Annotated in this window: 20 protein-coding genes; 10 read left to right on the top strand and 10 right to left on the bottom strand. The window is 36.7% G+C overall.

The window, feature by feature from the left end:
* Positions 1-52: 52 nt before the first annotated feature.
* A complete protein-coding gene (locus HHL20_RS17120; RefSeq protein WP_169232387.1) occupies positions 53-244 on the bottom strand; it encodes a DUF6496 domain-containing protein in 192 nt (63 codons plus the stop codon).
* An 11-nt stretch (positions 245-255) separates the two neighbouring features.
* Positions 256-729 carry a hypothetical protein gene (locus tag HHL20_RS17115; RefSeq protein ID WP_169232386.1) on the bottom strand — a complete coding sequence of 158 codons (474 nt, stop codon included), beginning with the start codon at positions 727-729 and terminating at the stop codon, positions 256-258.
* A gap of 118 nt (positions 730-847) precedes the next feature.
* Here HHL20_RS17115 and HHL20_RS17110 point away from each other — a divergent pair, with 118 nt between their 5' ends.
* The gene (locus HHL20_RS17110) at positions 848-2,977 is read left to right on the top strand and encodes a S9 family peptidase (protein WP_169232385.1); all 2,130 of its coding nucleotides are present in this window, start codon (positions 848-850) and stop codon (positions 2,975-2,977) included.
* Positions 2,978-3,038: 61 nt separating this feature from the next.
* On the opposite strand, the gene HHL20_RS17105 is transcribed toward HHL20_RS17110, so the two are convergent.
* Together HHL20_RS17105 and HHL20_RS17100 are read right to left on the bottom strand one after the other, a co-directional pair.
* Entirely contained in the window at positions 3,039-3,341 is a 303-nt protein-coding gene (locus HHL20_RS17105; RefSeq protein WP_169232384.1) for a type II toxin-antitoxin system RelE/ParE family toxin, read from the bottom strand.
* Entirely contained in the window at positions 3,331-3,576 is a 246-nt protein-coding gene (locus HHL20_RS17100) for a DUF2281 domain-containing protein (RefSeq protein WP_169232383.1), read from the bottom strand. The genes HHL20_RS17105 and HHL20_RS17100 overlap by 11 nt, the downstream gene beginning before the upstream one ends.
* 85 nt (positions 3,577-3,661) lie before the next feature.
* On the opposite strand from HHL20_RS17100, the gene HHL20_RS17095 reads away from it, so the two are divergent.
* Together HHL20_RS17095 and HHL20_RS17090 are read left to right on the top strand one after the other, a co-directional pair.
* Positions 3,662-5,317: a peptide MFS transporter gene (locus tag HHL20_RS17095; RefSeq protein ID WP_169232382.1), complete on the top strand. Its 1,656-nt coding sequence runs from the start codon at positions 3,662-3,664 to the stop codon at positions 5,315-5,317.
* A 134-nt stretch (positions 5,318-5,451) separates the two neighbouring features.
* Positions 5,452-7,206 (top strand): peptide MFS transporter, encoded by a 1,755-nt coding sequence (locus HHL20_RS17090; RefSeq protein WP_169232381.1) that lies wholly within the window; start codon positions 5,452-5,454, stop codon positions 7,204-7,206.
* Between the two features lie 207 nt (positions 7,207-7,413).
* Here HHL20_RS17090 and HHL20_RS17085 read toward each other — a convergent pair whose 3' ends face one another.
* Positions 7,414-8,529, bottom strand: coding sequence for a lactonase family protein (locus HHL20_RS17085; RefSeq protein ID WP_169232380.1), 1,116 nt, complete (start codon positions 8,527-8,529; stop codon positions 7,414-7,416).
* Positions 8,530-8,911: 382 nt separating this feature from the next.
* Between HHL20_RS17085 and HHL20_RS17080 the strand changes: the two genes are divergently transcribed.
* The 3 genes from HHL20_RS17080 to recG all read left to right on the top strand — a co-directional run bounded on the left by HHL20_RS17080 (position 8,912) and on the right by recG (position 13,151).
* Positions 8,912-10,423: a peptide MFS transporter gene (locus tag HHL20_RS17080; RefSeq protein ID WP_169232379.1), complete on the top strand. Its 1,512-nt coding sequence runs from the start codon at positions 8,912-8,914 to the stop codon at positions 10,421-10,423.
* 40 nt (positions 10,424-10,463) lie between these two features.
* Complete coding sequence (locus HHL20_RS17075; protein WP_169232378.1) at positions 10,464-10,997, top strand: thioredoxin family protein; 534 nt, start codon at positions 10,464-10,466, stop codon at positions 10,995-10,997.
* Between the two features lie 69 nt (positions 10,998-11,066).
* A complete protein-coding gene (recG, locus tag HHL20_RS17070; protein WP_169232377.1) occupies positions 11,067-13,151 on the top strand; it encodes an ATP-dependent DNA helicase RecG in 2,085 nt (694 codons plus the stop codon).
* Between the two features lie 511 nt (positions 13,152-13,662).
* On the opposite strand, the gene HHL20_RS17065 is transcribed toward recG, so the two are convergent.
* The 4 genes from HHL20_RS17065 to dapA form a co-directional block, all read right to left on the bottom strand.
* Complete coding sequence (locus tag HHL20_RS17065) at positions 13,663-14,106, bottom strand: response regulator (RefSeq protein ID WP_169232376.1); 444 nt, start codon at positions 14,104-14,106, stop codon at positions 13,663-13,665.
* The gene (locus tag HHL20_RS17060) at positions 14,103-14,681 is read right to left on the bottom strand and encodes a helix-turn-helix domain-containing protein (RefSeq protein ID WP_169232375.1); all 579 of its coding nucleotides are present in this window, start codon (positions 14,679-14,681) and stop codon (positions 14,103-14,105) included. Before HHL20_RS17060 ends, HHL20_RS17065 begins: the two co-directional genes overlap by 4 nt.
* Before the next feature lie 287 nt (positions 14,682-14,968).
* Positions 14,969-15,475 carry a GNAT family N-acetyltransferase gene (locus tag HHL20_RS17055; RefSeq protein ID WP_169232374.1) on the bottom strand — a complete coding sequence of 169 codons (507 nt, stop codon included), beginning with the start codon at positions 15,473-15,475 and terminating at the stop codon, positions 14,969-14,971.
* Positions 15,476-15,652: 177 nt separating this feature from the next.
* A complete protein-coding gene (gene dapA, locus HHL20_RS17050) occupies positions 15,653-16,525 on the bottom strand; it encodes a 4-hydroxy-tetrahydrodipicolinate synthase (protein WP_169232373.1) in 873 nt (290 codons plus the stop codon).
* Positions 16,526-16,711: 186 nt separating this feature from the next.
* On the opposite strand from dapA, the gene HHL20_RS17045 reads away from it, so the two are divergent.
* The 4 genes from HHL20_RS17045 to recO are packed head-to-tail and all read left to right on the top strand — an operon-like array spanning position 16,712 to position 21,391.
* Positions 16,712-17,470, top strand: coding sequence for a 5'-nucleotidase C-terminal domain-containing protein (locus HHL20_RS17045; RefSeq protein WP_169232372.1), 759 nt, complete (start codon positions 16,712-16,714; stop codon positions 17,468-17,470).
* The gene (locus HHL20_RS17040) at positions 17,470-18,420 is read left to right on the top strand and encodes a bifunctional metallophosphatase/5'-nucleotidase (protein ID WP_169232371.1); all 951 of its coding nucleotides are present in this window, start codon (positions 17,470-17,472) and stop codon (positions 18,418-18,420) included. The genes HHL20_RS17045 and HHL20_RS17040 overlap by 1 nt, the downstream gene beginning before the upstream one ends.
* A 2-nt stretch (positions 18,421-18,422) precedes the next feature.
* The gene (gene porZ / locus HHL20_RS17035) at positions 18,423-20,705 is read left to right on the top strand and encodes a type IX secretion system anionic LPS delivery protein PorZ (RefSeq protein ID WP_185194833.1); all 2,283 of its coding nucleotides are present in this window, start codon (positions 18,423-18,425) and stop codon (positions 20,703-20,705) included.
* Positions 20,705-21,391 carry a DNA repair protein RecO gene (gene recO / locus HHL20_RS17030; RefSeq protein WP_169232370.1) on the top strand — a complete coding sequence of 229 codons (687 nt, stop codon included), beginning with the start codon at positions 20,705-20,707 and terminating at the stop codon, positions 21,389-21,391. Before porZ ends, recO begins: the two co-directional genes overlap by 1 nt.
* A gap of 49 nt (positions 21,392-21,440) precedes the next feature.
* Here recO and HHL20_RS17025 read toward each other — a convergent pair whose 3' ends face one another.
* Complete coding sequence (locus HHL20_RS17025) at positions 21,441-24,092, bottom strand: MGH1-like glycoside hydrolase domain-containing protein (RefSeq protein ID WP_169232369.1); 2,652 nt, start codon at positions 24,090-24,092, stop codon at positions 21,441-21,443.
* Positions 24,093-24,447 lie beyond the last annotated feature (355 nt).

Raw genomic sequence — 24,447 nt, 5'->3', positions numbered from 1 at the left:
ATTTATAATATAAAAAAATCGGTTTGAAGAATTTTTCAAACCGATTTTAGTATTAATCTTTTTTCTTTTTTTCTTTAGGCACTTTCAGGCCTTCTTCTCTTGCTTCAGAAATTCCTATGGCAACTGCCTGCTTTCTGCTTTTCACTTTATCTCCGGACGAAGATTTCAGTTTTCCTTCCTTGAACTCGTGCATTACTTTCTCTACTTTGTCCTGAGCTTTTTCTGAATATTTTGTCTTGCTCATCGTTTTATATTTTAAGATATTGGTACAGAGACTCCTATTTCATACACATTAGCGTGTTTCAGGTATTTTGACCTTTCTCTTGAAGTCACCGATTCAAAATGATCATTTTTTATTACAACAATCGGGTCTTCCGTATTTTCTATTTCAAAATTGGCCAGATATCTTTCATCCGGCGGAGATTCAAGCAATTTTGCTTTTATCTTCTGCAATTCGTCTGCATATTCTTTAAATGCGGGGTCGGATGAATGAATGAACTTATATTCGTCACCGGCATCTACAACATAGTGAAGTTTTTTTTCAATCAGATTCGCTTCATTGCCTATTTCGGGGTTATCATTACCGTCTTTGAAACCTACTTCCACCAGTTTACCATTTTTTTTCTGAGCATAGTCTTCAGCATCCTGATAGCTTGAAAATCCTGTATATATAATGGTGTCGTCGAATTCGTAGCGGTTTAGTTTTTGGTCAAAAGCATTCGTTTCCATAATTATTCTGTGATGTATTGATTATGATTTAGTATTCAATTTTTTTGCCAAAGGCTGCATTTAAATGCTTTTTTTACCATTCATAAAATTGTTATATTTGAAATCTTTAAAATAAAAAATGAAAAGATTCATATTAACACTTACCATAGCTGCTGCCTTTCAGAGTTTAGCCGCACAGGAAATCACCTTAGATAAGATTTATTCAGGATATTACCGTGGAAAAGGCATCGCCGGGATCACTTCCATGAAAAACGGGGAAAACTACCTGGTAATCGAACAGGGAGGAATTGCAAAATACTCTTATAAAACGTCCCAAAAAGAAGGAAATATTGTTGACGGACAGTTTGAAAGCTATGAATTTTCTGATGATGAGTCTAAAATTCTTTTACTCAAAGAAAGTGAGCCGATTTACAGACATTCCTTTCTTGGAAAATTTGAGGTAAAAGATTTGAAATCGGGAAAAACAGTTGCCTTAAATGAAGGCAATTTTGTTCAGGAGCCGAGGTTTTCTCCTGATGCCACCAAAGTTGCATTTATCGCTGATAACAATTTATTCTATCAGGATTTAAATTCGGGAAAAATTACGCAGATTACCACAGATGGTAAGAAAAATTCAATTATCAACGGACTTGCAGACTGGGTGTACGAGGAGGAATTCGGACATGCAAGACAATATGAATGGACGAAAAATTCTGACGCTATTGTTTTTGTAAAATCAGATGAAAGTGATGTGCCGGAAATTTTTATCCCGATTTACGGTAAAACACTTTACCCATCTGAAATGCGTTATAAATATCCGAAAGCCGGAGAAAAAAATTCCAAAGTTTCAGCGCAGCTGTATCGCCTTGATAATGGTAAAACCACTTCATTAAATTTAAGCTCGTTTAAAAATTATTATATTCCCAACGTTATTCAGACGGTAAAACCGGACGAAATCGTTTTGATTACTTCTGAAAGAATTCAAAATGCTTCTGATGTTCTGAAAATAAATACTAAAACCGGAGCTGTACAAAAATTATTTACCGAGACGGATGAAAAGTGGATTGACACCGACAGTCCGACATTGGAATTTTTAGAGGATGATTCTTTCCTTTGGGGCTCCGAAAGAGACGGCAACCGCCATCTGTACTGGTACGACAAAGACGGAAAGCTGAAAAAGCAGGTAACGAAAGGGAATTGGGAGGTAACCGATTATTACGGATATAATCCAAAATCAAAAGAAATTTACATTCAGACTACAGAGAAAGGAAGCATCAATAAAGTGGTTTCCAAAATAAACATCGAAAACGGAAAATCACAGCTTGTCTCCAATGCAGAAGGTAATAATTCTGCAAGTTTCAGCAAAAACTACAATTATTTTATTGAAACATCTTCTACGGCTTCAAGACCTTACACTTTTGTCTTAAAGGACGGAAACGGAAAAGTAGTAAAGGAACTTCAGAATAATGATGCGCAGCTTCAAAAGCTTAAAGCAGATAACTTTGTTGAAAAAGAATTCATGACGATTCCCAATGAAGCCGGAGACCAGATGAATGCATGGATTATTAAGCCTAAAAATTTTGATAAGAATAAAAAGTATCCGTTATTCATGTTTCAATATTCAGGGCCGGGATCTCAGCAGGTTGCCAATTCCTGGGATAACGGGAATGCACTCTGGTTTGAAATGTTAGCTCAAAAAGGTTATATTGTTGCGTGCGTAGACGGGCGCGGAACAGGTTATAAAGGAGCGAAATTCAAAAAAGTAACTTACATGAATCTTGGCAAATATGAGATTGAAGATCAGATTGCGGCAGCTAAATGGTTTGGAAATCAGTCTTATATTGATAAATCCAGAATCGGAATATTCGGATGGAGTTTCGGGGGTTACATGACCAGCTTAGCCATGACCAAAGGTGCGGATGTTTTCAAAATGGGAATAGCGGTTGCCCCGGTTACCAACTGGAGATTTTATGATTCCGTTTACACAGAAAGGTTCCTGAGAACACCACAGGAAAACCCTGACGGTTATGATAAAAACTCGCCTACCGAATATGCGAATTTACTGAAAGGAAAGTTCTTATTAATTCACGGAACTGCCGATGATAATGTTCATTTCCAGAATTCCATGCAATTCTCGGAAGCTTTGATTCAGAATAAAAAACAGTTTGATTTCATGGCTTATCCCGACAAAAACCACGGAATTTATGGCGGGCAGACAAGACCTCAGCTTTACCAGAAAATGACTGACTTTATTTTGGAGAATTTGTAAAAATTTATCTGAAATTTAATGATAAAAAAAACTCCGAATCTCGCATTAAAGATTCGGAGTTTTATTTTCTTTCTTTCCATTTTTCGGGATCTCTTGAAGTATGGAATACGGAATATATTTCAATTATGTTTTCTTCTGCATCATATGAATAATGAATTCCGTAGGGGAATTTATTTAGAAAAACGAGTCTAATATTGTTATATTTCAATTCAAAAGATAAAGGATTTTCCTTAATAAGATTGATTTTCAGTCGGAATTCATTCGTAAAATTGTTCCACAATTCTTTATTAATTTTCTTATACCACTCATTGATTTCCTTAAGATCGTTTTTAACAAAACGGCTGTAGATTAATTTAATCGCCATCTTCTAAACTTCTTAAGTAATCATCCATTTCAGATTCGGAAACAAAACTTTGAGAATTACTTTGAGAATATTTAATTCTTCTTCTTACCTCCTCTTTTTGCGATTCTGGAACTTCATATTGTTTTTCTTTAAAATGTTTATTCTTCAAAAAATCAATAAAATCATTTAATTCCTCGTAAAAATTTTCAGGGAGTGTTCTGATATTGTTTTCTAAATCTTTCAATGTAATTTCCATTTTCCATCTTATTTTATCCAAAGTTAATAAAATCTCATTATTATTTTTAAAATTCTATATTTGTGAAATTTGAAATTTATCAGCTATGAAGACTAAACATCCTAAGGGATTGCCTTTCCTCTTCTTTACGGAAATGTGGGAGCGTTTCGGGTATTATCTTATCCTCGGAATTTTTGTACTGTATGTGATTGAACCAACCGGCGCAAAAGGTGGCCTCGGACTTCCCGACAAAACCGCAGACGATATTTTCGGAACCTACATTGCACTTACCTATTTAACCCCTTTCATCGGCGGCTTTCTTGCGGACCGGGTATTAGGCTACATCAAATCGATTTATCTCGGGGGAATTTTAATGGCGGCCGGATACATTGGGATGGGTGTTTTTAAAGATCTTACTCTTTTTTATTCTTCATTAGCATTAATTATCATCGGAAACGGTTTCTTTAAGCCAACAATTTCAACATTGCTTGGAAATTTATATTCTGAAGAACCTTATAAAGCCAACAAAGATTCCGGATACAATATTTTTTATATGGGAATCAACATCGGCGCGTTTATCTGCAATATCATTGCGGCATTTATGCGGAATAAATTCGGTTGGGGTGAAGCTTTCATTACTGCCGGAATCGGAATGTTGATTGGTATGGTAATTTTTACCATTGGCAGGAAACATTATATTCATGCAGCCCAGATGAAACCGGTACAGGAAGGCGACACCAAGCTTTCGGAAATTTTGATTAAAGTGTTCTTACCTGCAATTATTGCGGGAGCCATAGGTTGGATCATTCCCGGAAATATTTTCGGAAGCGACAGTACAGATGCCTTTATTTTCGCCTGTGTTCCTGTTATTTATTTTTATGCTTCGCTCTATTTTAAAGCTAAACCTAATGAAAAATCGTCCATCGGAGCCTTATTATCGGTTTTCTTAATCAGTATGTTTTTCTGGGCAGTTTTCAAACAAAATGGAACCGCTTTAACGAGATGGGCCAATTATTACACTGACCGAAGCGTTCCTGCCGCTATGGAAAAGCCATTAGAAGGAATTTATATGGTTGAGGGTAAAAGTTATGAAGACAAGGAAGTTCCTGTTTATGATAATCAGTTCCAGTCCCAAAAAGATAAAGACGGAAAAGCCATTAAAGTACAGGGAAAAGATGTTTACTTTAAAAATATTTCTCCCGAACAGCGTACACAATTAGAAAAAAATCCTGAAACAAAAACCTATTTATATAATACAGAATTATTTCAATCCATCAATCCATTTTGGGTAATTGCCTTAACGCCCGTTATCGTTGCCTTCTGGGCATTTTTAAGAAAACGCGGGAAAGAACCGCTAACGCCTACGAAAATTGTTTTGGGATTATTTATTTCAGCACTATCCTGTCTGGTTATGGTTCTGGCAGTATGGGCGGGTGATAACGGCGCCGTTAAAGTTTCGCCGTGGTGGCTGGTTGCAGGATATGGTGTTATCACCGTTGGTGAGCTTTGCCTTTCGCCGATGGGATTGTCTTTTGTTTCCAAATTATCTCCTGCAAGGATTACGGCTTTAATGATGGGAGGTTTTTTCCTGGCAAACTCAGTTGGAAACAAACTTTCAGGAATTTTAGCAAGTACCTGGTACAGCTATGATAATAAAATGAATTACTTCCTGGTCAATTTTGCTTTACTGATATTTGCCACCCTTTTAGGACTATCCATGTTAAAAAGGTTAAACAAAATCATGAAGGAAAAGGGACATTGATTTTATTCAACAATAATGAAAACAAAGCTGTAGAGTCACTCTGCAGCTTTTTTATTTAAATATAAAATTAAAACCTTGCCGAAAACACAAAAAAAACTATATTTGTCAGTCTTAACAAAAATTAACAATAAAAAATGGATAATACTGAAGCATTAAGTCCGAAACAGGATGAATTTGTAGAGAATAAAGGATCCAGACATCCGAAGGGATTGTGGGTTTTATTCGGAACAGAAATGTGGGAGCGTTTCAACTTTTATGGAATGAGAGCACTTTTGACGCTCTTCATGGTAAATTCCTTATTAATAAAAGAAGCTGATGCAGCAATCATCTATGGTGGATTTTTAGCTTTATGTTACCTTACTCCTCTTTTGGGAGGATTCATTGCAGATAAGTATATCGGTAACAGAAATGCCATCTTAATCGGTGGATCATTAATGGCCATCGGTCAGTTTTTACTGTTCATTAGTGCCTCTACTTTCTCAGGAAGCATTGACAGCGCAAAAATGTTTATGTGGCTTGCCCTTTTCATCATCATTTTCGGAAACGGTTTCTTCAAACCGAATATTTCCTCCATGGTGGGAAGTCTTTACCCGAAACAGGAAAAATCAAAACTAGACTCTGCTTTCACGATCTTCTACATGGGAATCAATATCGGAGCATTTTTAGGTCAGTTTATCTGTCCTTATTTAGGAGACGTAAAAGATGCGACAACAGGCGTAAGAGATATCTTCGCATTCAAATGGGGATTCCTGGCGGCTTCGATTGCAATGATCGTCGGAACTATAACATTCTTTATCCTTAAAAATAAATATGTGGTAACTCCGGAAGGAAGACCAATCGGCGGATTACCAAAACATAATACCAGCGCAGATTTTGAAGAAGGCGAAACGCAGACTGCAAAATTCTCAGGAGCAGCATTAGGAATTACAGGAGCATTATTTATTGTTTTATTCTTTGTTTTCCGATATCTTCTTGTCGGTGAATTTGGCTTTAAAGCAGTTGAAATGGGACAATTAATCAAAGGAATTATTTATCCTTTCATTTATGCAGCAGGAATTTCCTTGGCATTCTTAATCATGTCTTCTGCAGAAAACAAAGTAGAAAGACAAAGAATCTGGGTAATCTATATCGTGTCCTTCTTTATTATTTTCTTCTGGGCAGCTTTCGAGCAGGCAGGTTCTTCATTAACATTCATTGCAGACAACCAGACCGACAGAAATATCTTCGGATGGAATATGCCGCCTTCAATGGTACAGATTTTTAACGGGATTTTCGTTGTACTGCTTGCAGTTCCTTTCAGTTTAATCTGGGATAAATTAAGAGCAAGAGGCAAAGAGCCGGTTTCTCCGATGAAACAGGCAATGGGTCTTGCATTAATTGCTTTAAGTTATTTTATCATTGCCCATAACGTAAAAGATCTTGGAAATTCAGGATTATTGGCGATAAAATGGCTGATGCTTTTATATTTCATCCAGACTTGTGGTGAGCTTTGCCTTTCTCCAATCGGTTTATCTTTGGTAGGTAAGCTGGCTCCGAAAAGATTTGCTTCATTATTGTATGGTGTTTTCTTTATCTCCAATGCTGCAGGGTATGCTTTGGCCGGTTCATTAGGAGCACTAATTCCTGCTACAGGTGATAAATTTACCAAAGCTCAGGAAATCGGAGTAAACCTTCAGGATGTTTTGGATAAGAAAGTAACCTTAACAGCTGAGCAGGCTGTAGCGTTTGAAAAAGCTCAGTTGCCTTTGCAGAATCCTACTTTTGCAGGATTTGAAATTCACAATTTATTCGAATTCTTCATGGTATTCGTGGTATTGTGTGGTATCGCAGCTGTTATCCTTGCTTTAATTTCACCAATCTTAAAGAAAATGATGCACGGTGTGAACTAATCCGTATCAAATAAATATAACGAAACCTCTGACATACGTCAGAGGTTTTTTGTTGATTAATTAATCAATTTTTCTGATTAATCCACCTTAGAAAATAAATAAAAAATAGAAATTAAAGTAAGATATAAGAACCTGCTAAATTTAATTTAATAAGTATGAAGTAAGTATTCAAGGTTTTCAAATCTTAATTAATCGGAACTTTAATACTTAGTAAGCAGCCAATCCAAATGCAGCACCCGGAACAAACATGGTAGCCCCCGGAACTGAGGTTAAAGAATTAGCATCTACCTTATACCCATAAATCTTATCACTTCCTCCGGCTAATACATACAGATAATTTCCATTGCTGCTTAGTCCTGCATCATTAGGCCCGTTTCCTGCTCCCATATTAAATGCAATCTGAGTTGCGGAAAGCATTCCCGAAGAAGTAATATTAAATGAAGATATCGTATTGCCCCCTGCATTTGTAGAATACACTATTGATTCTGTTTTGTTTAAAACTGCCCAGCATGCTCCTCCCTGATTATTGGTCAAAGTACTGATATTGGTAATACCTCCTGTATTTGAAACAGAGTAGCTTGAAACGGAACTGCTTGCACTTGCTTCAGTAACATAAATCTTCCCACCGGAACTCACTGCAAATCCGAAAGGCTGCGGAGCCTGTGACGGGAACGACTGTTTATTAGTCGGTACAGAAGATGTATTTAACACATAAGAAGTTAGAAGATTTGTTGCTCTTTCAGCAATTACAACAACATTATCATATACGAAGGAGATCTGGGCCGCATTTGTGTTCAGAGATAATTGTGTAGAAGAATTGGCAATTGGGCTTAATGCACCTGTTGAACCATTTAAGGTAAAGCCTTCAATGGATGCAGCACCCGTTGTGCCTGCACTGTTCAGTACGTAAACAAGATTTCCTCTTTGAGCGACACTTACAGGTCTCTGTCCAACAAGATTATATTTACCAACCAACGTCACATTGTTTGGCGCAACGGTAAAAGAAGAAATTGAATTGTCTCCCGCATTCACTACAAAAAGAAATTTTCTGTCAGTACTTAATGTTAAAGCGCCCTGGCTTCCTAATCCGCCACCTGATCCTATACCCATTGTGGCAATACTGGATTTTAATGAAAGATTACCATTCTCATCTCTGGAATACACCAAAAGATCATTGGACGTGTTGGAATTGGTCATTGTGAAAACGTATCCCATATCTTTTTCCGGCGTGGGAGCAATAGTATCGTTATCATCCGAACATGAAACTAAAAATAAACTTAAAAGCAAAACGCTGATACTTAAAATTGAAATTCTTTTTATCATTTTTTTAATTTAATTGTTAATTAAAGGCTTAGACAGAATTTTTATAAAATCCTTACAGCTATTTGTGAAAATAATTTCTTTTTTAACAGCTAAAAAAGATAATCATCACGTTTTCAGCATCTATATTTTTATCAACATTTTAAAAATTTGGAATCTGAAAGGAATTATGAATATCCCGTTTATAATTTTTACTGCATCTTATATTTACATTCATAAGAAATTTGTAAGTTAGCAACTATGAAAACATCAAGCTTCGTTCTCACTGAATTATACACTTTATCCAAGGGAGCTAATCATTCGCTTATGCATTTTCAATAGCACTTTAAAATCAGTCATCATTTTTAATATAATAAATCCCTTAATTAAAACTTAGTCATATATTATGAGTTTAACTTTAGACGAAATACAAAATTTTAAAGGAAAATATCCGAGACAAATCTGGAGTCTTTTCTTCTCCGAAATGTGGGAGCGATTCTGTTTCTATGGAATGCGGGGAATGCTGGTTTTCTTCATGATCTCGCAGCTTAATTTTCACGAAAAAGAAGCGAATCTTCAATATGGTGCTACTCAGGCTTTTGTGTACGCCTTTACCTTTATCGGAGGATTATTTGCAGATAAAATTTTGGGTTTCAGAAAATCCTTATTCTGGGGTGGGCTTTTAATGATTGTAGGAAGCTTGATTCTGGCAGCAGATCCTCACAAATTTTTCTTCCTGGGCATTGCATTTACCGTTGTGGGAACAGGTTTTTTCAAACCGAATATCTCTTCCATGGTGGGACAGCTTTACAAACCGAATGATTCCCGGGCAGATGCAGGATTTTCTTTATTTTACGCAGGAATTAATCTTGGAGCTTTACTGGGAGGCTATTTTTGTATTGCAATTGGAAAAGGAGAAATGTTTGCCAATATAATTTCTGAAGGATTAAGATGGAATATCGCTTTTGGCTTGGCAGCTGTTGTGATGGTAATCAGTCTTATTAATTTTGTTTTCACTCAAAGAAGTTTGGGATCAATTGGCCTGCAGCCGGGACATCCTGACAATGAAATACCATCTGCACCCATCCCGAAATGGCAGGAATATGGTGTATATGTTTTATCCCTGATTTTCGTCCCGATTATTATGGTCATGGTTGCTAAAACCGAATACACCGATTACTTTATGTGGACCATCGGGCCGCTAACCCTGATCTATCTTTTTTATGAAATGACAAAAGTAACTCCTGCCGAACGCAATAAACTTTTAGCGGCTTTGGTGTTTATTTTATTTTCAATCTTATTTTGGGGAATCTACGAACAGAGCGGAGGTTCTTTAAGTATTTTTGCGGCTAAAAACCTGAATAACGATTTATTGGGACTTGATCCGAATGGCGTTAATAATTCCGGAGGCGCATTTTTTATTATTTTTCTTGCTCCATTAATAGGGTTACTATGGATCTGGATGAACAAAAGAAAAATTGAACCCAATACCATTATTAAATTCGGGTTAGGGTTTATATTCTTAGGATTAGGATATTATATTTTATTTGCCACAAGATTATTCGCCAATATGCAGGGAATTACTTCACTTAATTTCTTTACCATTGCATTGCTGGTTATTACCTTGGGAGAATTATGCCTCTCTCCTATCGGGCTATCCATCATGACGAAGCTTTCAACCAAAAATCTTCAGGGAATGATGATGGGCATGTGGTTCCTTGCCTCAGCGTACGGACAGTATGTTGCCGGAATCATCGGAGCAGGCCTGGCTACCGCAAAAACGGGGTCTACCAATTATGATGCTTTGATCACTTATACTGATGGATATAAACAATTAGGTTTATATGCCGTAATTGCCGGAGTTGTATTAATTTTGATCTCGCCTTTCGTTAAAAAATTAATGCAGGAGGTGCGGTAAGGCATAACTATTATGCTTATTTTTACATAAATATCAAATCATGAAGAAGATTATAAGCATAATTTGTCTTTTCGTTATCACCTTAAATTTTGCCCAGGTAAAGTGGATGACCATAGATGAAGCCCTGAAGGCTCAGAAAGAACATCCGAAAAAAATCATGGTCGATTTTTATGCAGACTGGTGTGGTCCTTGTAAAATCATGGATAAAAAAACATACGGAAACCCTATTATTGCTGATATTCTGAATGAAAATTACTACGCCGTAAAATTTAATGCCGAAGAGAAAAGTACGATTCAGATTTTTGGCAGAAAGTTTTCCAATCCTAATACAGAGCACAAAAAAGGAAGAAACTCTCTTCACGAGTTTACCCAGTATATGAATGTAGGAGCCGTACCCAGTACGGTATTCCTGGATGAAAAAGGAGGTCCTATTACTATTCTTCAGGGAGAATTATCTGCAAAAGAGCTGGAGCCTTACCTGGAATTTATTTCAAAGGATCTGTTTAAAAAAATACGTTCAAGGGAACAGTGGGAAGATTATCAGACAAAATTTAAATCTAAAATAAAAGAATAACAAATACAGACTTTCAGAATTGAAAGTCTTTTTTAATTTCTATTTTTTCCCGAAATTCGTGGGCTGTTAATGACATTAGAAACTTCCATAGAATATGTGAAAGGGGTCGGTCCGGAAAAAGCCAAGCTCATCAGGAATGTGCTGGGAATTTCCACTGTGGAAGACTTTCTGAATTTTTTCCCGCTCCGTTATCTGGATAAAAGCAAAATCCATAAAATTGCGCAGCTTCACGAAATATCGACAGACGTTCAGCTGAAAGGGAAAATTACAAGTGTACAGGAAGTGCAGACCGGTAAAATCAAAAGGCTTACTGCAAAATTTAATGATGATACGGGAATGATGGATCTCGTATGGTTTCAATATTCCAAATGGATGAAAGAGCAGCTTCCCATTAATAAGGAAATCTATATTTTCGGGAAGATCAATGTTTTTAACCATCAGTTTTCCATGCCGCATCCGGAAATTGAGATTGATGAAAAAAAAGAAGGCGACAATCGTTTGAAGCCTATTTATCCGAGTTCGGAAAAATTAACCAAGAGGGGGCTGAATCAAAAATTTTTCCAGAATGTGCTTAAAAATATCTGCCGTGAAATCCCTAATCTTATTCAGGAAAATTTTCCGGATTACCTGATGAAAGCTTTTAAATTTCTTTCCCGGCAACATACTTATCTTAACATTCATTTCCCAAAAGATGCAGAACATTTCAGGAAAGCAGATTATCGGCTGAGATTTGAAGAATCATTCTTTTTTCAGTTGGGTTACGGGTTAAAAAAAATTCACCATAAGAGTCATACCGCAGGAAATCCTTTTCCGATTGTAGGTGATTATTTTAATGATTTTTACCAACATCATCTTCCGTTTGATTTAACGGGTGCTCAAAAAAGAGTGCTGAAAGAGATCCGGCAGGATATGAAACGTCCGATACAGATGAACAGGCTCCTGCAGGGAGATGTAGGCTCCGGAAAAACAATGGTTGCTTTACTCACCATGCTTATTGCAAAAGATAATGGCTTTCAGAGTTGCATCATGGCTCCAACGGAGATTCTTGCCCAGCAGCATTACAATGGTATCCAAGAACTTCTGGAAAATACAGAAGTTAATGTTAAACTTTTAACGGGATCTACCAAAAAATCTGACCGCAAAATTATTCATGAAGAGCTTGAAAATGGTGAACTCTCTATTCTCGTCGGCACTCATGCCGTACTGGAAGATAAAGTGAAATTTAAAAATCTGGGACTGGCTATTATTGATGAGCAGCACAGATTCGGAGTTGCACAAAGGGCAAAATTATGGGCAAAAAATAAAATTCCGCCGCATATTCTGGTAATGACAGCCACACCTATTCCCAGAACGCTGGCGATGAGTTTTTATTCTGATCTGGATGTTTCGGTAATTGATGAAATGCCAGTGGGAAGAAAACCTATTGTAACTGCCCATAGACGTGAAAAGGACAGAGCATATGTGTATAATTTCTGCCGTGAAGAGATCCAGAAAGGAAGACAGGTATATTTTGTATATCCGCTGATTGAAGAATCCGAGACTTTAGATTACAAAAACCTGATGACCGGACTTGAAAATGTAATGGATAACTTCTCAAAATATAATGTAACTATGCTGCACGGCAAGATGAGGCCTGACGAAAAAGATGCAGCCATGAGCTATTTTGCTTCCGGAAAGGCTGAAATTATGGTTGCAACAACGGTTATTGAAGTAGGCGTAAATGTTCCCAATGCCTCGGTAATGGTTATTGAAAGCGCTGAGCGATTCGGCCTTTCGCAGCTCCATCAGCTTCGTGGACGCGTAGGACGTGGTGCGGAACAAAGCTATTGTATCCTGATGACCTCAGACAAACTGTCCAGTGACAGCAGAACACGAATTAAAACAATGGTAGAAACCAATGACGGATTTAAAATTTCCGAGGTTGATATGCAGCTTCGGGGTCCCGGTGATATCCTTGGTACCCAGCAAAGCGGTGTGGTAGATTTTAAAAGGCTTGACCTGGTGAATGATTCGGCTATCATTAAGGTTACTAAAAATACGGTGGAAAAAATCCTGAAAACAGATCCCCTGCTATCAAATCCTGATAACCAGATCCTGAAAAACTACTATCTGCGACAGTACAAAGGCAAAAACAAATGGAGTAAAATTTCATAAAAAAACCGCGAAAAGAAATAAATCCTTACGCGGTTTCCCCTTATAAAACTGTTATTTGAAGAAATTACTTTATCATCTTATTATTTTGTGATGTGGTGTTAAATATAGGTGTGTGATGATGTTCAATTGATAATAAAGTAAAAAACAAAATGAATTACCTTCCCAATCTGCTTATTTATAAAAACTAACTTGGCTTGATAAAGAACTGATGAAACAATTATTCTTTATCTTTAAAGTTTTCATGATTGTACCGTTTTGTTTAAAGATCTTCTACGCTTTCTAATTGGAAATTAATATAATTCATTTTGTTTAACTACATTGTGATTATATATAATTTAGTTTATTCTCAAATTACTTGCTATTAGACACATTCGTCAGTCCGGCTCATATGCCACTGATAACCAGATATAAAAAATCGGATTTTCGATCTAATTGTTTTCACCTTTATGTGAATCTTGAGGTACAAATATAAAACATTAATTTCAATTCCAAAATAATTCTTGATTTTTTTTCACACTTTCATGATAAAATTATTTTTATTCAATCCCGAAGTATGATATTGCCAGCTAACAGAGATTATATCGGTGACATTTTTTTTCATATCTTTATAATTATCAGGCTTTTTCATAAGAACATTAGCACCCGTTACAAAAACATCTTCTTCTTCTTCAGCAGATAAATTTTCTGAATAAACAGTAGTGGTCATGGGATCGAATTTTCGATCAGCTTTAATTTCACTCAGGCATTGCAAAGCATTTTTCAACGGCAAATGATAACTCATAAACACCACCTCGGGAACCAGAATATCTTGATTGAGATAATCCATCAGTTCTCTGCCATTAAAAAATGTTTTTACTTTAACCTGAATTTTGAATTCCTGTAATATATTTCTAAAAAGGACAAGATTGCCTTCATCATGATCTGCCAGAATCACATTAAGATATTCTTTATTCATACTGCTCCGGAATACTGTTTATCATATCGGCTGACTTCTCTTCTCATTCCAATTATCTTCTGGAAATAAGATGGGGTAATTCCCGTCATATTTTTAAACTGAGTACTTAGATGGGCAACGCTGGAATAATTCAGGATTTGAGCAATTTCCGTAAGATTATGCTTTTTACTGACGATCAGTTCCTTTGCATATTCTATTTTCTGAATCATAATGTAGTTCTCAATCGAGGTATTGGCCACATCCGAAAAGACATTAGAAAGATATCCGTAGCTATGATTCAGCTTCCCAGCAATATAAATGGAAGCCTTTACAGGAGCAGCTTCATCCGAGCCTATAAATTCTGTAATAACATCTTTTATTTTTTGTACCAAAGCAGTTTTCTGGCTTTCTATAACTTCAATCCCGTAATCTTCAAGATTCTTTCTGAAAATCTTACATTGCTCCTCCGTAAGCGATTCATATAATTCTACCTCTCCGAAATTAAGAAGCCTGTATTTCAAACCCTGATCTTTTAGTTTGTCTTCCAGCACCTTCATACAGAGTGTATTGAAATCAAATTTTACATACATTTTCATCCTTAATATGTATTTTAATGTTAATTGTAAATATAATACTTTTATATCAATTAAAAGTGATATAATAAAATACAGAGTTGATTTATGAACAAAAAAAACTCCTGTATTAATAAACACAGGAATTTAAACACTAAGGATGAAAAAAAATATACTGATCAAAGCTAAAAAATAAGCTTAAAACCAGGTTATATGTATTTGTTATAAGTGGCTTGGTTCTTTTACAAAGATGGAAAAAAACAATACATCACATTTTATAGAATTACATTTAAATGTTATATAATTTTAAGTCAAATATTCGTGAAATAAAATTCCATTTCATAATCATCCATAACAAAACCATTACCTATATCCAAAACCACTTCCTTATACACTGTAAATCCCTGAGATTCATAGAAATTTTTTGCAGTATTGCTTTTATTAACATTCAGGACAATTCTCCTGTCATTTCCTTCGGCTACTTTTTCTTTTAAAAAATTAACTGCTGCCTTTCCTACTCCTTTCCCTTTACTTTCCGGAACAAGATAAATCCTATGCAGCTTTGTAGTATATTCCTGATAACCATGTTCATAACCTATAAAGCCGTCAAATGAATTACTTATTTCATCAAATATCAGATAATAATGATAATCAGGATTTTGCATCTGTGCCAGAATTTCGTTGTGAGAATACATGTTCTCAAGCATATATCCTATCTGTTCCGGTGAAAGTATCTCTGCATAAGCCGTTTCCCAAGATCTTTTCGCCAGATCCTGAATCAATGGAATATCTCCTTCCATAGCTTTAATAAATCTCATGTATCGTAATTTTTTTAAATTTTATCTAAGTGACTAAGATAATTCATTAATGAAAAATGGTGAAAAGCTATAAACCTTTCACCATTTATTTTAACTGTAAGTTTTATATTAAAGTGAATTGAACGTTAACCTTAAATTTTACTATTGAGTATTGCTTTTTTAACGTTCTGCTTTTTTTTAAATATTCGCCATTTCAGCTTTGATTTTGGCGTATAAGCCTTCTGATGCAGTAACCAGAGGAAGCCTTACATAATTTTTCACGATCCCTTTCTCTGCAAGAACCGCTTTTATTCCGCAAGGATTTCCTTCAGCAAAGATCAGCCTGGTAATCTCTACCAGTTTATTATGAATTTCGTAGGCTTCATCCACTTTTCTGTCAAATGCCAGTTGTACCATTGTGGAAAATTCTTTCGGGTAGGCCTGTCCGATTACAGAAATTACTCCGTTTCCTCCTGCAAGGGTCACGGGAAGGGTAAATTCGTCATCTCCGGAAACAAGATTAAACCCTTCAGGCTTTTTTCTTAAAATATCAAAATACTGAAGAATATTAGGTGCCGCTTCTTTAATCATAAACAGATTCTGGAATTCTTTTGCCAGACGCAAAGTGGTTTCCGCTTCAACATTTTGTCCGGTTCTCGAAGGAACATTATAAATAATAATATTTTTTCCGGTGGAGGCCAGCATTTTATAGTGCTGATAAAGTCCTTCCTGATTTGGTTTATTGTAATAAGGAGAAACGGAAAGTACGGCTTCAAATGCTGAAAGATCTGTTTCTTCAATCTGTTTCTTGACTTCAAGAGTATTATTACCGCCAATTCCAAGAACAAGCGGAACGCGTTTATCAGTAACTTTAATGATATGTTCAACCACCTGTTTCTTCTCTTCAGCAGAAAGCGTTGCAGCCTCAGCTGTAGTTCCCAAAACAACTAAATAATTGGTTCCGTTTTCGATGTTGAAATCCACTAATTTGGTAAGACTTTCAAAATCAACGGATAAATCTTCATTAAAGGGCGTTAACAACGCAACACCTACTCCTTTTAAAATGCTCATCTGTTAGAATAATTTTTTTCAAATTTAATGATTTACCCCAAGAATTTGTCATAAATAATAATGTTTTATTATACATATAATTATATTTGCATATACTAAAAGATATTATGAAACCGCTATTTATTAAATTGTTTCAAAAAATACAATATCGGCGACATAAGACCTTTATAAAAATAATTGCTGCATATGAAAAATAAATTCTTGTTATTAGGAATGGCTCTGGCTGCGCTTTCCGCCTGTAAGACGGCTTCTCCGTTGCAGGTAACGGATGTACAGACCCAAAAGAACATTTCTATTAATAATGAGCTAAAAAATGATGAGGAGTTTGTAAAAGTTATTGAGCCCTACAAACAAAAACTGGATAAAGAGATGAACCAGAAGATCTCCCATACCGGAGTTGATCTTAATAAACAGGGGGACAATAGCAATCTGGGTAATCTTTTAGCAGACTATACCTTTGACGGCGCTCAGGAGTGGGCCCAAAAAAATCTCAATAAAAATATTGATGCTGCCCTTATAAACATCGGAGGCATCCGTACAAGCATCGGAAAAGGAGATATCCTGCTCAAAAGTGTGTTTGAAGTAATGCCTTTTGAAAATGAAGTGATCATCGTAAAAATGAAAGGTTCAGATGTTCAGGGACTTTTTGATTATTATGCAAAAACACAGGTAAATAATCCCGTTTCACATTTATACATTGAAACCAACAACGGACAGCTTACAAAGTCTCTCATAAACGGGAAAACGGTAAATGCTGATCAGGAATATTATATTGCCACCTCTGATTATCTGGCTTTGGGAGGTGATAACATGAAATTTTTTTCAAAGGGGCAAATGATCCCTACCGGAATAAAACTCAGAGATCTTTTTATTGATTATTTCAAAAAAAATCCTGAAGTAAATCCTGCTACAGATATTCGTTTAAATTTTATCGGTAAGAAATAATGGACAGAAAGAGTTTTTTAAAAACAATAGGCGGCGGGACTTTGGCAATGGCTTTAGCCCCAAACATGATGATGGCAGAAGAACTGAAGATTGCTGATCTGAAATCGGCAACAAAACTGACCATTCTCCATACCAACGATCAGCACAGCAGAATAGAGCCTTTTGATGCAAGCTACACCAAAAATCCTAATCAGGGAGGTTTTGCAAGAAGGGCAAGTTTAATTCAGCAAATCAGGAGTCAGGAATCCAATGTACTGCTTCTTGATTCGGGAGATATTTTTCAGGGAACACCTTATTTCAATTTTTTCGGTGGTGAGCTGGAATTCAGGCTGATGTCCATGATGAAATATGATGCTTCCACTATGGGAAATCATGATTTTGACAACGGCGTCGACGGATTTTTAAAAGTTTTACCGAATGCGAAGTTTCCTTTCATCTGTTCGAATTACGATTTTAAAAATACCGTTCTGGACGGAAAGACTTCTGCCTACAAAATATTCAATAAAAACGGAATTAAAGTAGGGATTTTCGGAGTTGGAATTCAACTGGATGGTCTTGTAGGCAAGAAGCAGTACGGAGAGACGGTGTATTCTGATCCTGTAGATGTAGCGCAACACTATTCCAATTTCCTTAAAAACGAACAGAAGTGTGATCTTGTGATCTGTCTTTCGCACATCGGATACGACTACAAAGACGAGCCGGATAAAATAAGCGATAAGATCCTGGCTGCCAAAACCGAAAATATAGACCTTATTTTAGGAGGGCACACACATACTTTCCTGCCGGAACCCCAGGCTTTTGTCAACAGACAGGGTAAGAATGTCCTTGTCAACCAGGTAGGCTGGGCAGGACTCCTGTTGGGAAGAATAGATTTCTTTTTTGATACAAATAAAAACATAAAACATATTGCCTGGAATAATCAGACAATAGACAGCAGTATAATAGCATAAGCATGAAAAAACTCTCTTTAATTTCTCTTGGTATTTTGGCATCCCTGCACGTTGCAAATGCACAGACTATTTCTTCAAAAAAATGGGCAGACCTGTTTTCTTATAACAATGTTATTGCAATGAAGGAAGATAACGGAAAAATAGTTGCAGCAGCAGAAAACGGGATCTTTTATTATACAATTTCATCAGGCGAAATTACCAAGCTGTCTAAAGCAAACGGCTTGCATGAGGTTAAAATTTCAGCATTCGATTACAACCCGCAGAATAAAATTGCTCTTGTAGGGTATCAGAACGGCTCTCTGGATGTCATTACTCCGGACGGAATAACCTATGTTGTAGATATTCCTATTGCTACGGGATACAACGGAAGCAAAAAAATCAACCATATTTCAATAACGGGAGATCTTGCCGTTATTTCAGTGGGCTATGGCGTTTCTATTTTTGATCTTAAGAAAAAAGAATTTAAAGATTCTGCTTTCTTCTTATCCGGAGGAGTATACGAGGCCAGTAATGAAGCAACTATTTTCGGAAATAAAGTTTTTTCGGTAACCAACACAGGGCTGAAAAGCCACGAAATGAATACAACATTTCCTGTTTTCACAACCTGGTCGACTGAAATGTCAGGATCATTCAGACACATTGATTCTGAAGGCACTTTAAGCTTTTCATCAGCTACAACAGCATACCTTTACAACGGTGGAACATCCACTCCCCTTTCACAAACCTTTGGCAATGTACGGGATGTTGTGGTAAACAGCAATAACATTATTGTAACAGATTTAAATAGGGTTTATACCTTTAATAGCAACGGAAATTTCAACAATACCGTAAGCTTTGGGGAAGAATGTAATACGGCAACGACTGTCGGAGGAAGTGTTTATGGAGGAACCGTATTATCAGGAATAAAAAATGAAAGTAATAATTCCTTTAAACCTGACGGACCATACTTCAATTATGCTTATAAACTAAGTCTGTATGGCGAAAATCAGCTTCTGGTATCTACCGGAGGAAGGGAAAACAGATTTAATACCGCGACTAACAATCCGAAAAATCCCGGTTTTTATTACTTCAATGGTTTGGAGTGGATCTATCCTTCCTATTTCATTGGAAATACAATAAGATTTAATGTTCTTGATGTTGTATCAGATCCTGCTAGTCCGGATGACATATTCTTTACCAATTATACGACTGCAGCGGGACGCGGTGTTTACAAGATGAAATATAATGCAGCCAGTAAGGATTTTACTTTTACAAAAAATTACAACTTAGGAACTGATAATCTTTTTGCAAGACGTGCTGTAGGGATGGCCTTTGATGATGCTAATAATCTTTTTGTAAGCATTGCTTTTTCCAGCGACGGGCCGGATGTAGGTCAGCTTACGGCAATAGGAGCATACGATAGAGCAACTGATGATTTTCTTATAAAAAATACAACTTCATTGGGTGCGGCACAGAAACCTTTATTTTATGAAGGGTTATTATGGATTCCTATTCCCAGGTTGAGTGCACTTATTGCTTATGACGCAAAAAAAACGGTGAACACTTCTGATGATACAGCCTATATTTTAAATCAGGCGAATGGTTTTGATTCAAATTCAGGGGGAAATATTTCTGTAGCTTTGGATAAATCGGGAGATGCATGGATAGGAGGAGATTTGGGATTAAGAGTATTGCCTAATGCCGTTTCGGCGGTTAAAACTCCCGCAAGTGCTACTGTAGAACCTATTATTATCGAACAGAACGGTTTGGGAGAAGAGCTTTTCAGAGATTCACAGATCTTACAGATTGAAGTAGATGCCGGAGATCAAAAATGGGTTTCCGTTGATGGCGGAGGCGTATATTACTTATCCGCAGACGGACAGAGAACCATAAAGCATTTTACCAAAGAAAATTCACCACTTCCTACCAACAGTATTACCGATATTAAGGTTGATAAAAAGACAGGAAAAGTATATTTTGTTTCTTATGACGGAATTGTAACGTATCAGGGTGATGTTGCTGATGTTACCTCGGGCTTTGGTAATGTGCTGGTATATCCGAATCCTGTAGTATATTCTAACTTTAAAGGAAAAGTTACCATAAAAGGTCTTGCCGAAGTTACCAATATCAGAATTGCAGATGCAGCCGGTAATGTAGTACATTCTGCTGTCGCAAGAGGCGGATATTATGAATGGGATCTTAATAACCAGAGAGGAGCAAGAGTAGCTTCAGGAATATATTTTGTCCTGATGACGAATGAGGACGGTTCCGATAAAGCAACGGCAAAGATTGCGGTAGTTAATTAATGAATTCACAAAAAGGATTTTTATTATCATATATAAAATACGGTGAGAACGATGCAGTACTGCATTGTTTTACAGAAGACGAGGGATTTCAGTCTTATTTTCTGAAAGGTATCTATACCCGGAAGAATAAGAAAAAAGCTCTGCTTCTGCCCTTGAGTAAACTCAACTTTTCTCTTCTTCCCGTAAGAGGAAACGGAATACAGACCATCTCCCGGTTTGAAATGATAAAAAGCAACGATATTTATACGGATATCCGTTGTAACTCGGTTGTGTTTTTTATTTCGGATTTTCTTAATCAGAATCTCAGGCATGAAAACAAAAACCATCAGATTTTCTTTTGCCTTGAAGAGTTCATTGATGAACTGGAAAACGGGAACTATCAGTCACATTTGATTTTCATGATTAAAATCCTGAAAATTCAGGGGGTAGCTCCTCTTTTGAACGACAGGATATTTCTTGATCCGGAAACAGGAACATTTTCATCCGAAAGCATGCATCAGATCTTTAATGAAGATATTTCCGCCATATGGCAGGCAATTCTTGCTTCGGAACATCCTTACAGGATAAAAATACCTTCGCCTTATAGAAAAGATTTTCTTGATAGTATTTTAGTGTATTATCATTATCACATCACAGACTTCAGAATTCCTGCCTCACTGGAGATCATTCAGCAGATTTTTGAATGAGCATTAAAGCTAAATCCGCACAAGTATTAATAATAGTTTAGAATTTCAGCTATTTTTCTTCCGGCATTTCGGTTTCAGATTCTGCAATTTCTTTTTTTGAAAAACGGGGCATAAGAATTTTTGCAATCAGGCCGGTCCAACCTGTCTGGTGTGAAGCACCTACTCCACGACCATTGTCTCCGTGGAAATATTCATAAAAAAGAATGTAATCTTTAAAATCGGGGTCAGTCTGAAATCTTGGATATTGTCCGTTAAACGGACGGTTTCCGTTTTCGTCTTTTAAAAATATCTTTGCCAGCCTTTTGCTTAGCTCGTCTGCGATCTGGTCAAGATTTAAGAAATTTCCGCTTCCTGTAGGATATTCTACCAGAAAATCCGGACTGTAATAAAAGAAAAAACGCTGCAGGCTTTCAATAATTAAAAAATTAATAGGAAACCATACCGGGCCGCGCCAATTGCTGTTTCCCCCGAAAAGCGTACTATCGCTTTCTGCGGGTGTATATCTTACCGTATAGTCTTTGCCATTCAGATGCAGGCTAAAAGGATCCTTTTCATATTCTTTAGAAAGAGCACGAACGCCAAATTCACTAAGAAACTCATCAGGATTCAGCATTCTGTGAAGAAGCCTTTTTAAGCGATGCCCGCGAAGAAGAGAAAGCAAATGCTTTGAATCTTCCCCTTTCACTTCCCAATGAGAAACCAAGGCAGCCAGTTCCGGCTTATGATCCAAAACCCACTGCATTCTTTTTTTAAAATTCGGGAGATTTTCAATCATTTCATCATCAATAACCTCTACTGCAAACATCGGAATAAGCCCCACGATGGTTCTCATTTTTAAATACATATGATTATTTTCTCCCAGCGAAAGAGCATCATAAAAGAATTCATCCTCTTCATCCCAAAGGCTGAAGCATTCGTCTCCCATATTGTCAAGAGAATTTGCAATGGCGAGGAAATGTTCAAAGAATTTCATGGCCATTTCCTCATAGATATTATTGTATACAGCCAACTCAAGAGCAATTCTCATCATATTGAGGGCAAACATGGCCATCCAGCTGGTACCATCAGACTGCTCGAGATGCTCACCATCGGGAAGTTCTGTATTACGGTCGAAGATTCCGATATTATCCAATCCTAGAAATCCGCCCTCAAAGATATTGTTGCCATTGTTATCTTTTTTGTTTACCCACCAGGTAAAATTCATAAGCAGCTTTTGAAAGGCACTTTCCAGAAATGGCAGGTCGGGTTTTCCTGTCAGATATTCATCAATTTTAAAAACCCTGAACACAGCCCATGCATGAACCGGGGGATTAACGTCATTAAAATTCCATTCATAGGCCGGAAGCTGTCCGTTGGGATGCATATACCATTCGAAAAGAAATAGTTTCAGCTGTTGTTTGGCAAAATCCGGATCGATCAATGAAAAGCTTATGGTATGAAACGCAAGATCCCAGGTTGCATACCATGGATATTCCCATTTATCGGGCATGGAAATAATATGCTCATTGTTGAGGTGTTTCCATTGAAAATTGCGCACTTTATCCCGTGATTTTGGCGGTTGCGGCTGCGCAGGATCACCTTTCAGCCACTTTTCAACATTGTAATGATAAAACATTTTACTCCAGAGCATACCTGCGAATGCCTGTCGCTGTATTAATTTTTCATCTTCTGTAGTAATTCCTTTCTGGATTTCTTCATAAAATTTATCTGCTTCCTGTTTTCTCAGACTGAAAATTTCATCAAAATCTACAAAAGGATTTTTTAAATCTTTATCCGACAGCCTGAATTTAAGAACTTTTTCTTCTTTAGGATTAAAAGTTTCATCAATCAGGAATGCTGCTTTGGTACCAAAGTGCTTTGGATTCACTGACTGTGAATTTCCGTTAATTATAAAATCATTAATCCCCTCCTTGGTGTAATGCATATCTTTCGGGTACTGATAAAGTTTTTCGTTGTTGGTTTCATTATCACAAAATAAAACTTTTTCCGAGCGATCCGCATATAAATTTTTGATTTCTAAATCTTTATGAAAAATTTTAACGGAGTCTGCTTCTTCAGCATTCATGTGAGGAATATAATCATCATAGCCCCACCGCCATGTATTTCGGAACCATAAAGTCGGAAGGATGACCAAAGGAGCATTGTTTTCTGATTTATTGATAATCGTTAATTTAATCAGAATATCCTGAGAGCCGGCTTTTGCATACTCGATGAAGATATCGAAATATTCATTTTTATCGAAGATTCCTGTGTCAATTAATTCATATTCAGGGTCCTGCTTGCCTCTTTCGGCATTTGTTTTAATGAGGTCTTCGTATGGGAATTCATTTTGAGGATATTTGTACAGCATTTTCATATAAGAATGCGTGGGCGTGGAATCCAGATAGTAATAATATTCTTTAACGTCTTCTCCGTGATTTCCCTGTCCGTTGGTAAGACCAAAGAACCTTTCTTTCACCATTTTATCTTTCTTGTTCCAAAAACCGAAAGAAAATACCAGCTTCTGAAAATCATCACAGATTCCGCAGATACCTTCTTCGCCCCAACGGTAGGTTTTTGCTTCTGCATCATCGTGTGTCGTATAATTCCAGGCATCGCCGTCTACACTGTAATCTTCACGTACCAATCCCCATTCACGGTTGCTGACGTAAGGACCCCATTTTTTCCATGTGATGTCAGAGAGTCTTTCTTTTTCTTTCATACTGCTGTTTATGATTGATTAATGATGTTTTCGTTCTGAAAGCATTGAAGTGCATTATATTCTTTATGGACCGCAAGGCTACACAAATTATTTTATCATCCTTCTATATATTAAGATAAACAAGGCCGTTTCACTTATTCGAAATACAGGGAACATTGTTGTTAAGCTTTATTTTAAATTGACCGTAAAAGAGATTGTTTATTCACATTGAAATGGCTTCCTTTTATCCTTTGCTGAACATGCGCCCCGGATTGAACGGCCTGTCTGAGCTCTTTTTCTGTTTTTTCCGGCGGCGGCTTTGCCGCCGCCGGAAAAAACAGAAAAAAGCGAGTAGTGAAAGCCGGAAATGTGCGCC

This window comes from Chryseobacterium cheonjiense (assembly GCF_012927265.1).
Lineage (GTDB): Bacteria > Bacteroidota > Bacteroidia > Flavobacteriales > Weeksellaceae > Chryseobacterium > Chryseobacterium cheonjiense.
Note: the sequence above shows the minus strand (reverse complement) of the source record. Positions and strands in the feature narration are given on the sequence as shown.

Bases quoted from the DNA above. Each gene is read 5' to 3' on its own strand.
- HHL20_RS17120 (WP_169232387.1), bottom strand. From the start codon at position 244: ATGAGCAAGACAAAATATTCAGAAAAAGCTCAGGACAAAGTAGAGAAA.
- HHL20_RS17115 (WP_169232386.1), bottom strand. From the start codon at position 729: ATGGAAACGAATGCTTTTGACCAAAAACTAAACCGCTACGAATTCGAC.
- HHL20_RS17110 (WP_169232385.1), top strand. From the start codon at position 848: ATGAAAAGATTCATATTAACACTTACCATAGCTGCTGCCTTTCAGAGT.
- HHL20_RS17105 (WP_169232384.1), bottom strand. From the start codon at position 3,341: ATGGCGATTAAATTAATCTACAGCCGTTTTGTTAAAAACGATCTTAAG.
- HHL20_RS17100 (WP_169232383.1), bottom strand. From the start codon at position 3,576: ATGGAAATTACATTGAAAGATTTAGAAAACAATATCAGAACACTCCCT.
- HHL20_RS17095 (WP_169232382.1), top strand. From the start codon at position 3,662: ATGAAGACTAAACATCCTAAGGGATTGCCTTTCCTCTTCTTTACGGAA.
- HHL20_RS17090 (WP_169232381.1), top strand. From the start codon at position 5,452: ATGGATAATACTGAAGCATTAAGTCCGAAACAGGATGAATTTGTAGAG.
- HHL20_RS17085 (WP_169232380.1), bottom strand. From the start codon at position 8,529: ATGATAAAAAGAATTTCAATTTTAAGTATCAGCGTTTTGCTTTTAAGT.
- HHL20_RS17080 (WP_169232379.1), top strand. From the start codon at position 8,912: ATGAGTTTAACTTTAGACGAAATACAAAATTTTAAAGGAAAATATCCG.
- HHL20_RS17075 (WP_169232378.1), top strand. From the start codon at position 10,464: ATGAAGAAGATTATAAGCATAATTTGTCTTTTCGTTATCACCTTAAAT.
- recG (WP_169232377.1), top strand. From the start codon at position 11,067: ATGACATTAGAAACTTCCATAGAATATGTGAAAGGGGTCGGTCCGGAA.
- HHL20_RS17065 (WP_169232376.1), bottom strand. From the start codon at position 14,106: ATGAATAAAGAATATCTTAATGTGATTCTGGCAGATCATGATGAAGGC.
- HHL20_RS17060 (WP_169232375.1), bottom strand. From the start codon at position 14,681: ATGAAAATGTATGTAAAATTTGATTTCAATACACTCTGTATGAAGGTG.
- HHL20_RS17055 (WP_169232374.1), bottom strand. From the start codon at position 15,475: ATGAGATTTATTAAAGCTATGGAAGGAGATATTCCATTGATTCAGGAT.
- dapA (WP_169232373.1), bottom strand. From the start codon at position 16,525: ATGAGCATTTTAAAAGGAGTAGGTGTTGCGTTGTTAACGCCCTTTAAT.
- HHL20_RS17045 (WP_169232372.1), top strand. From the start codon at position 16,712: ATGAAAAATAAATTCTTGTTATTAGGAATGGCTCTGGCTGCGCTTTCC.
- HHL20_RS17040 (WP_169232371.1), top strand. From the start codon at position 17,470: ATGGACAGAAAGAGTTTTTTAAAAACAATAGGCGGCGGGACTTTGGCA.
- porZ (WP_185194833.1), top strand. From the start codon at position 18,423: ATGAAAAAACTCTCTTTAATTTCTCTTGGTATTTTGGCATCCCTGCAC.
- recO (WP_169232370.1), top strand. From the start codon at position 20,705: ATGAATTCACAAAAAGGATTTTTATTATCATATATAAAATACGGTGAG.
- HHL20_RS17025 (WP_169232369.1), bottom strand. From the start codon at position 24,092: ATGAAAGAAAAAGAAAGACTCTCTGACATCACATGGAAAAAATGGGGT.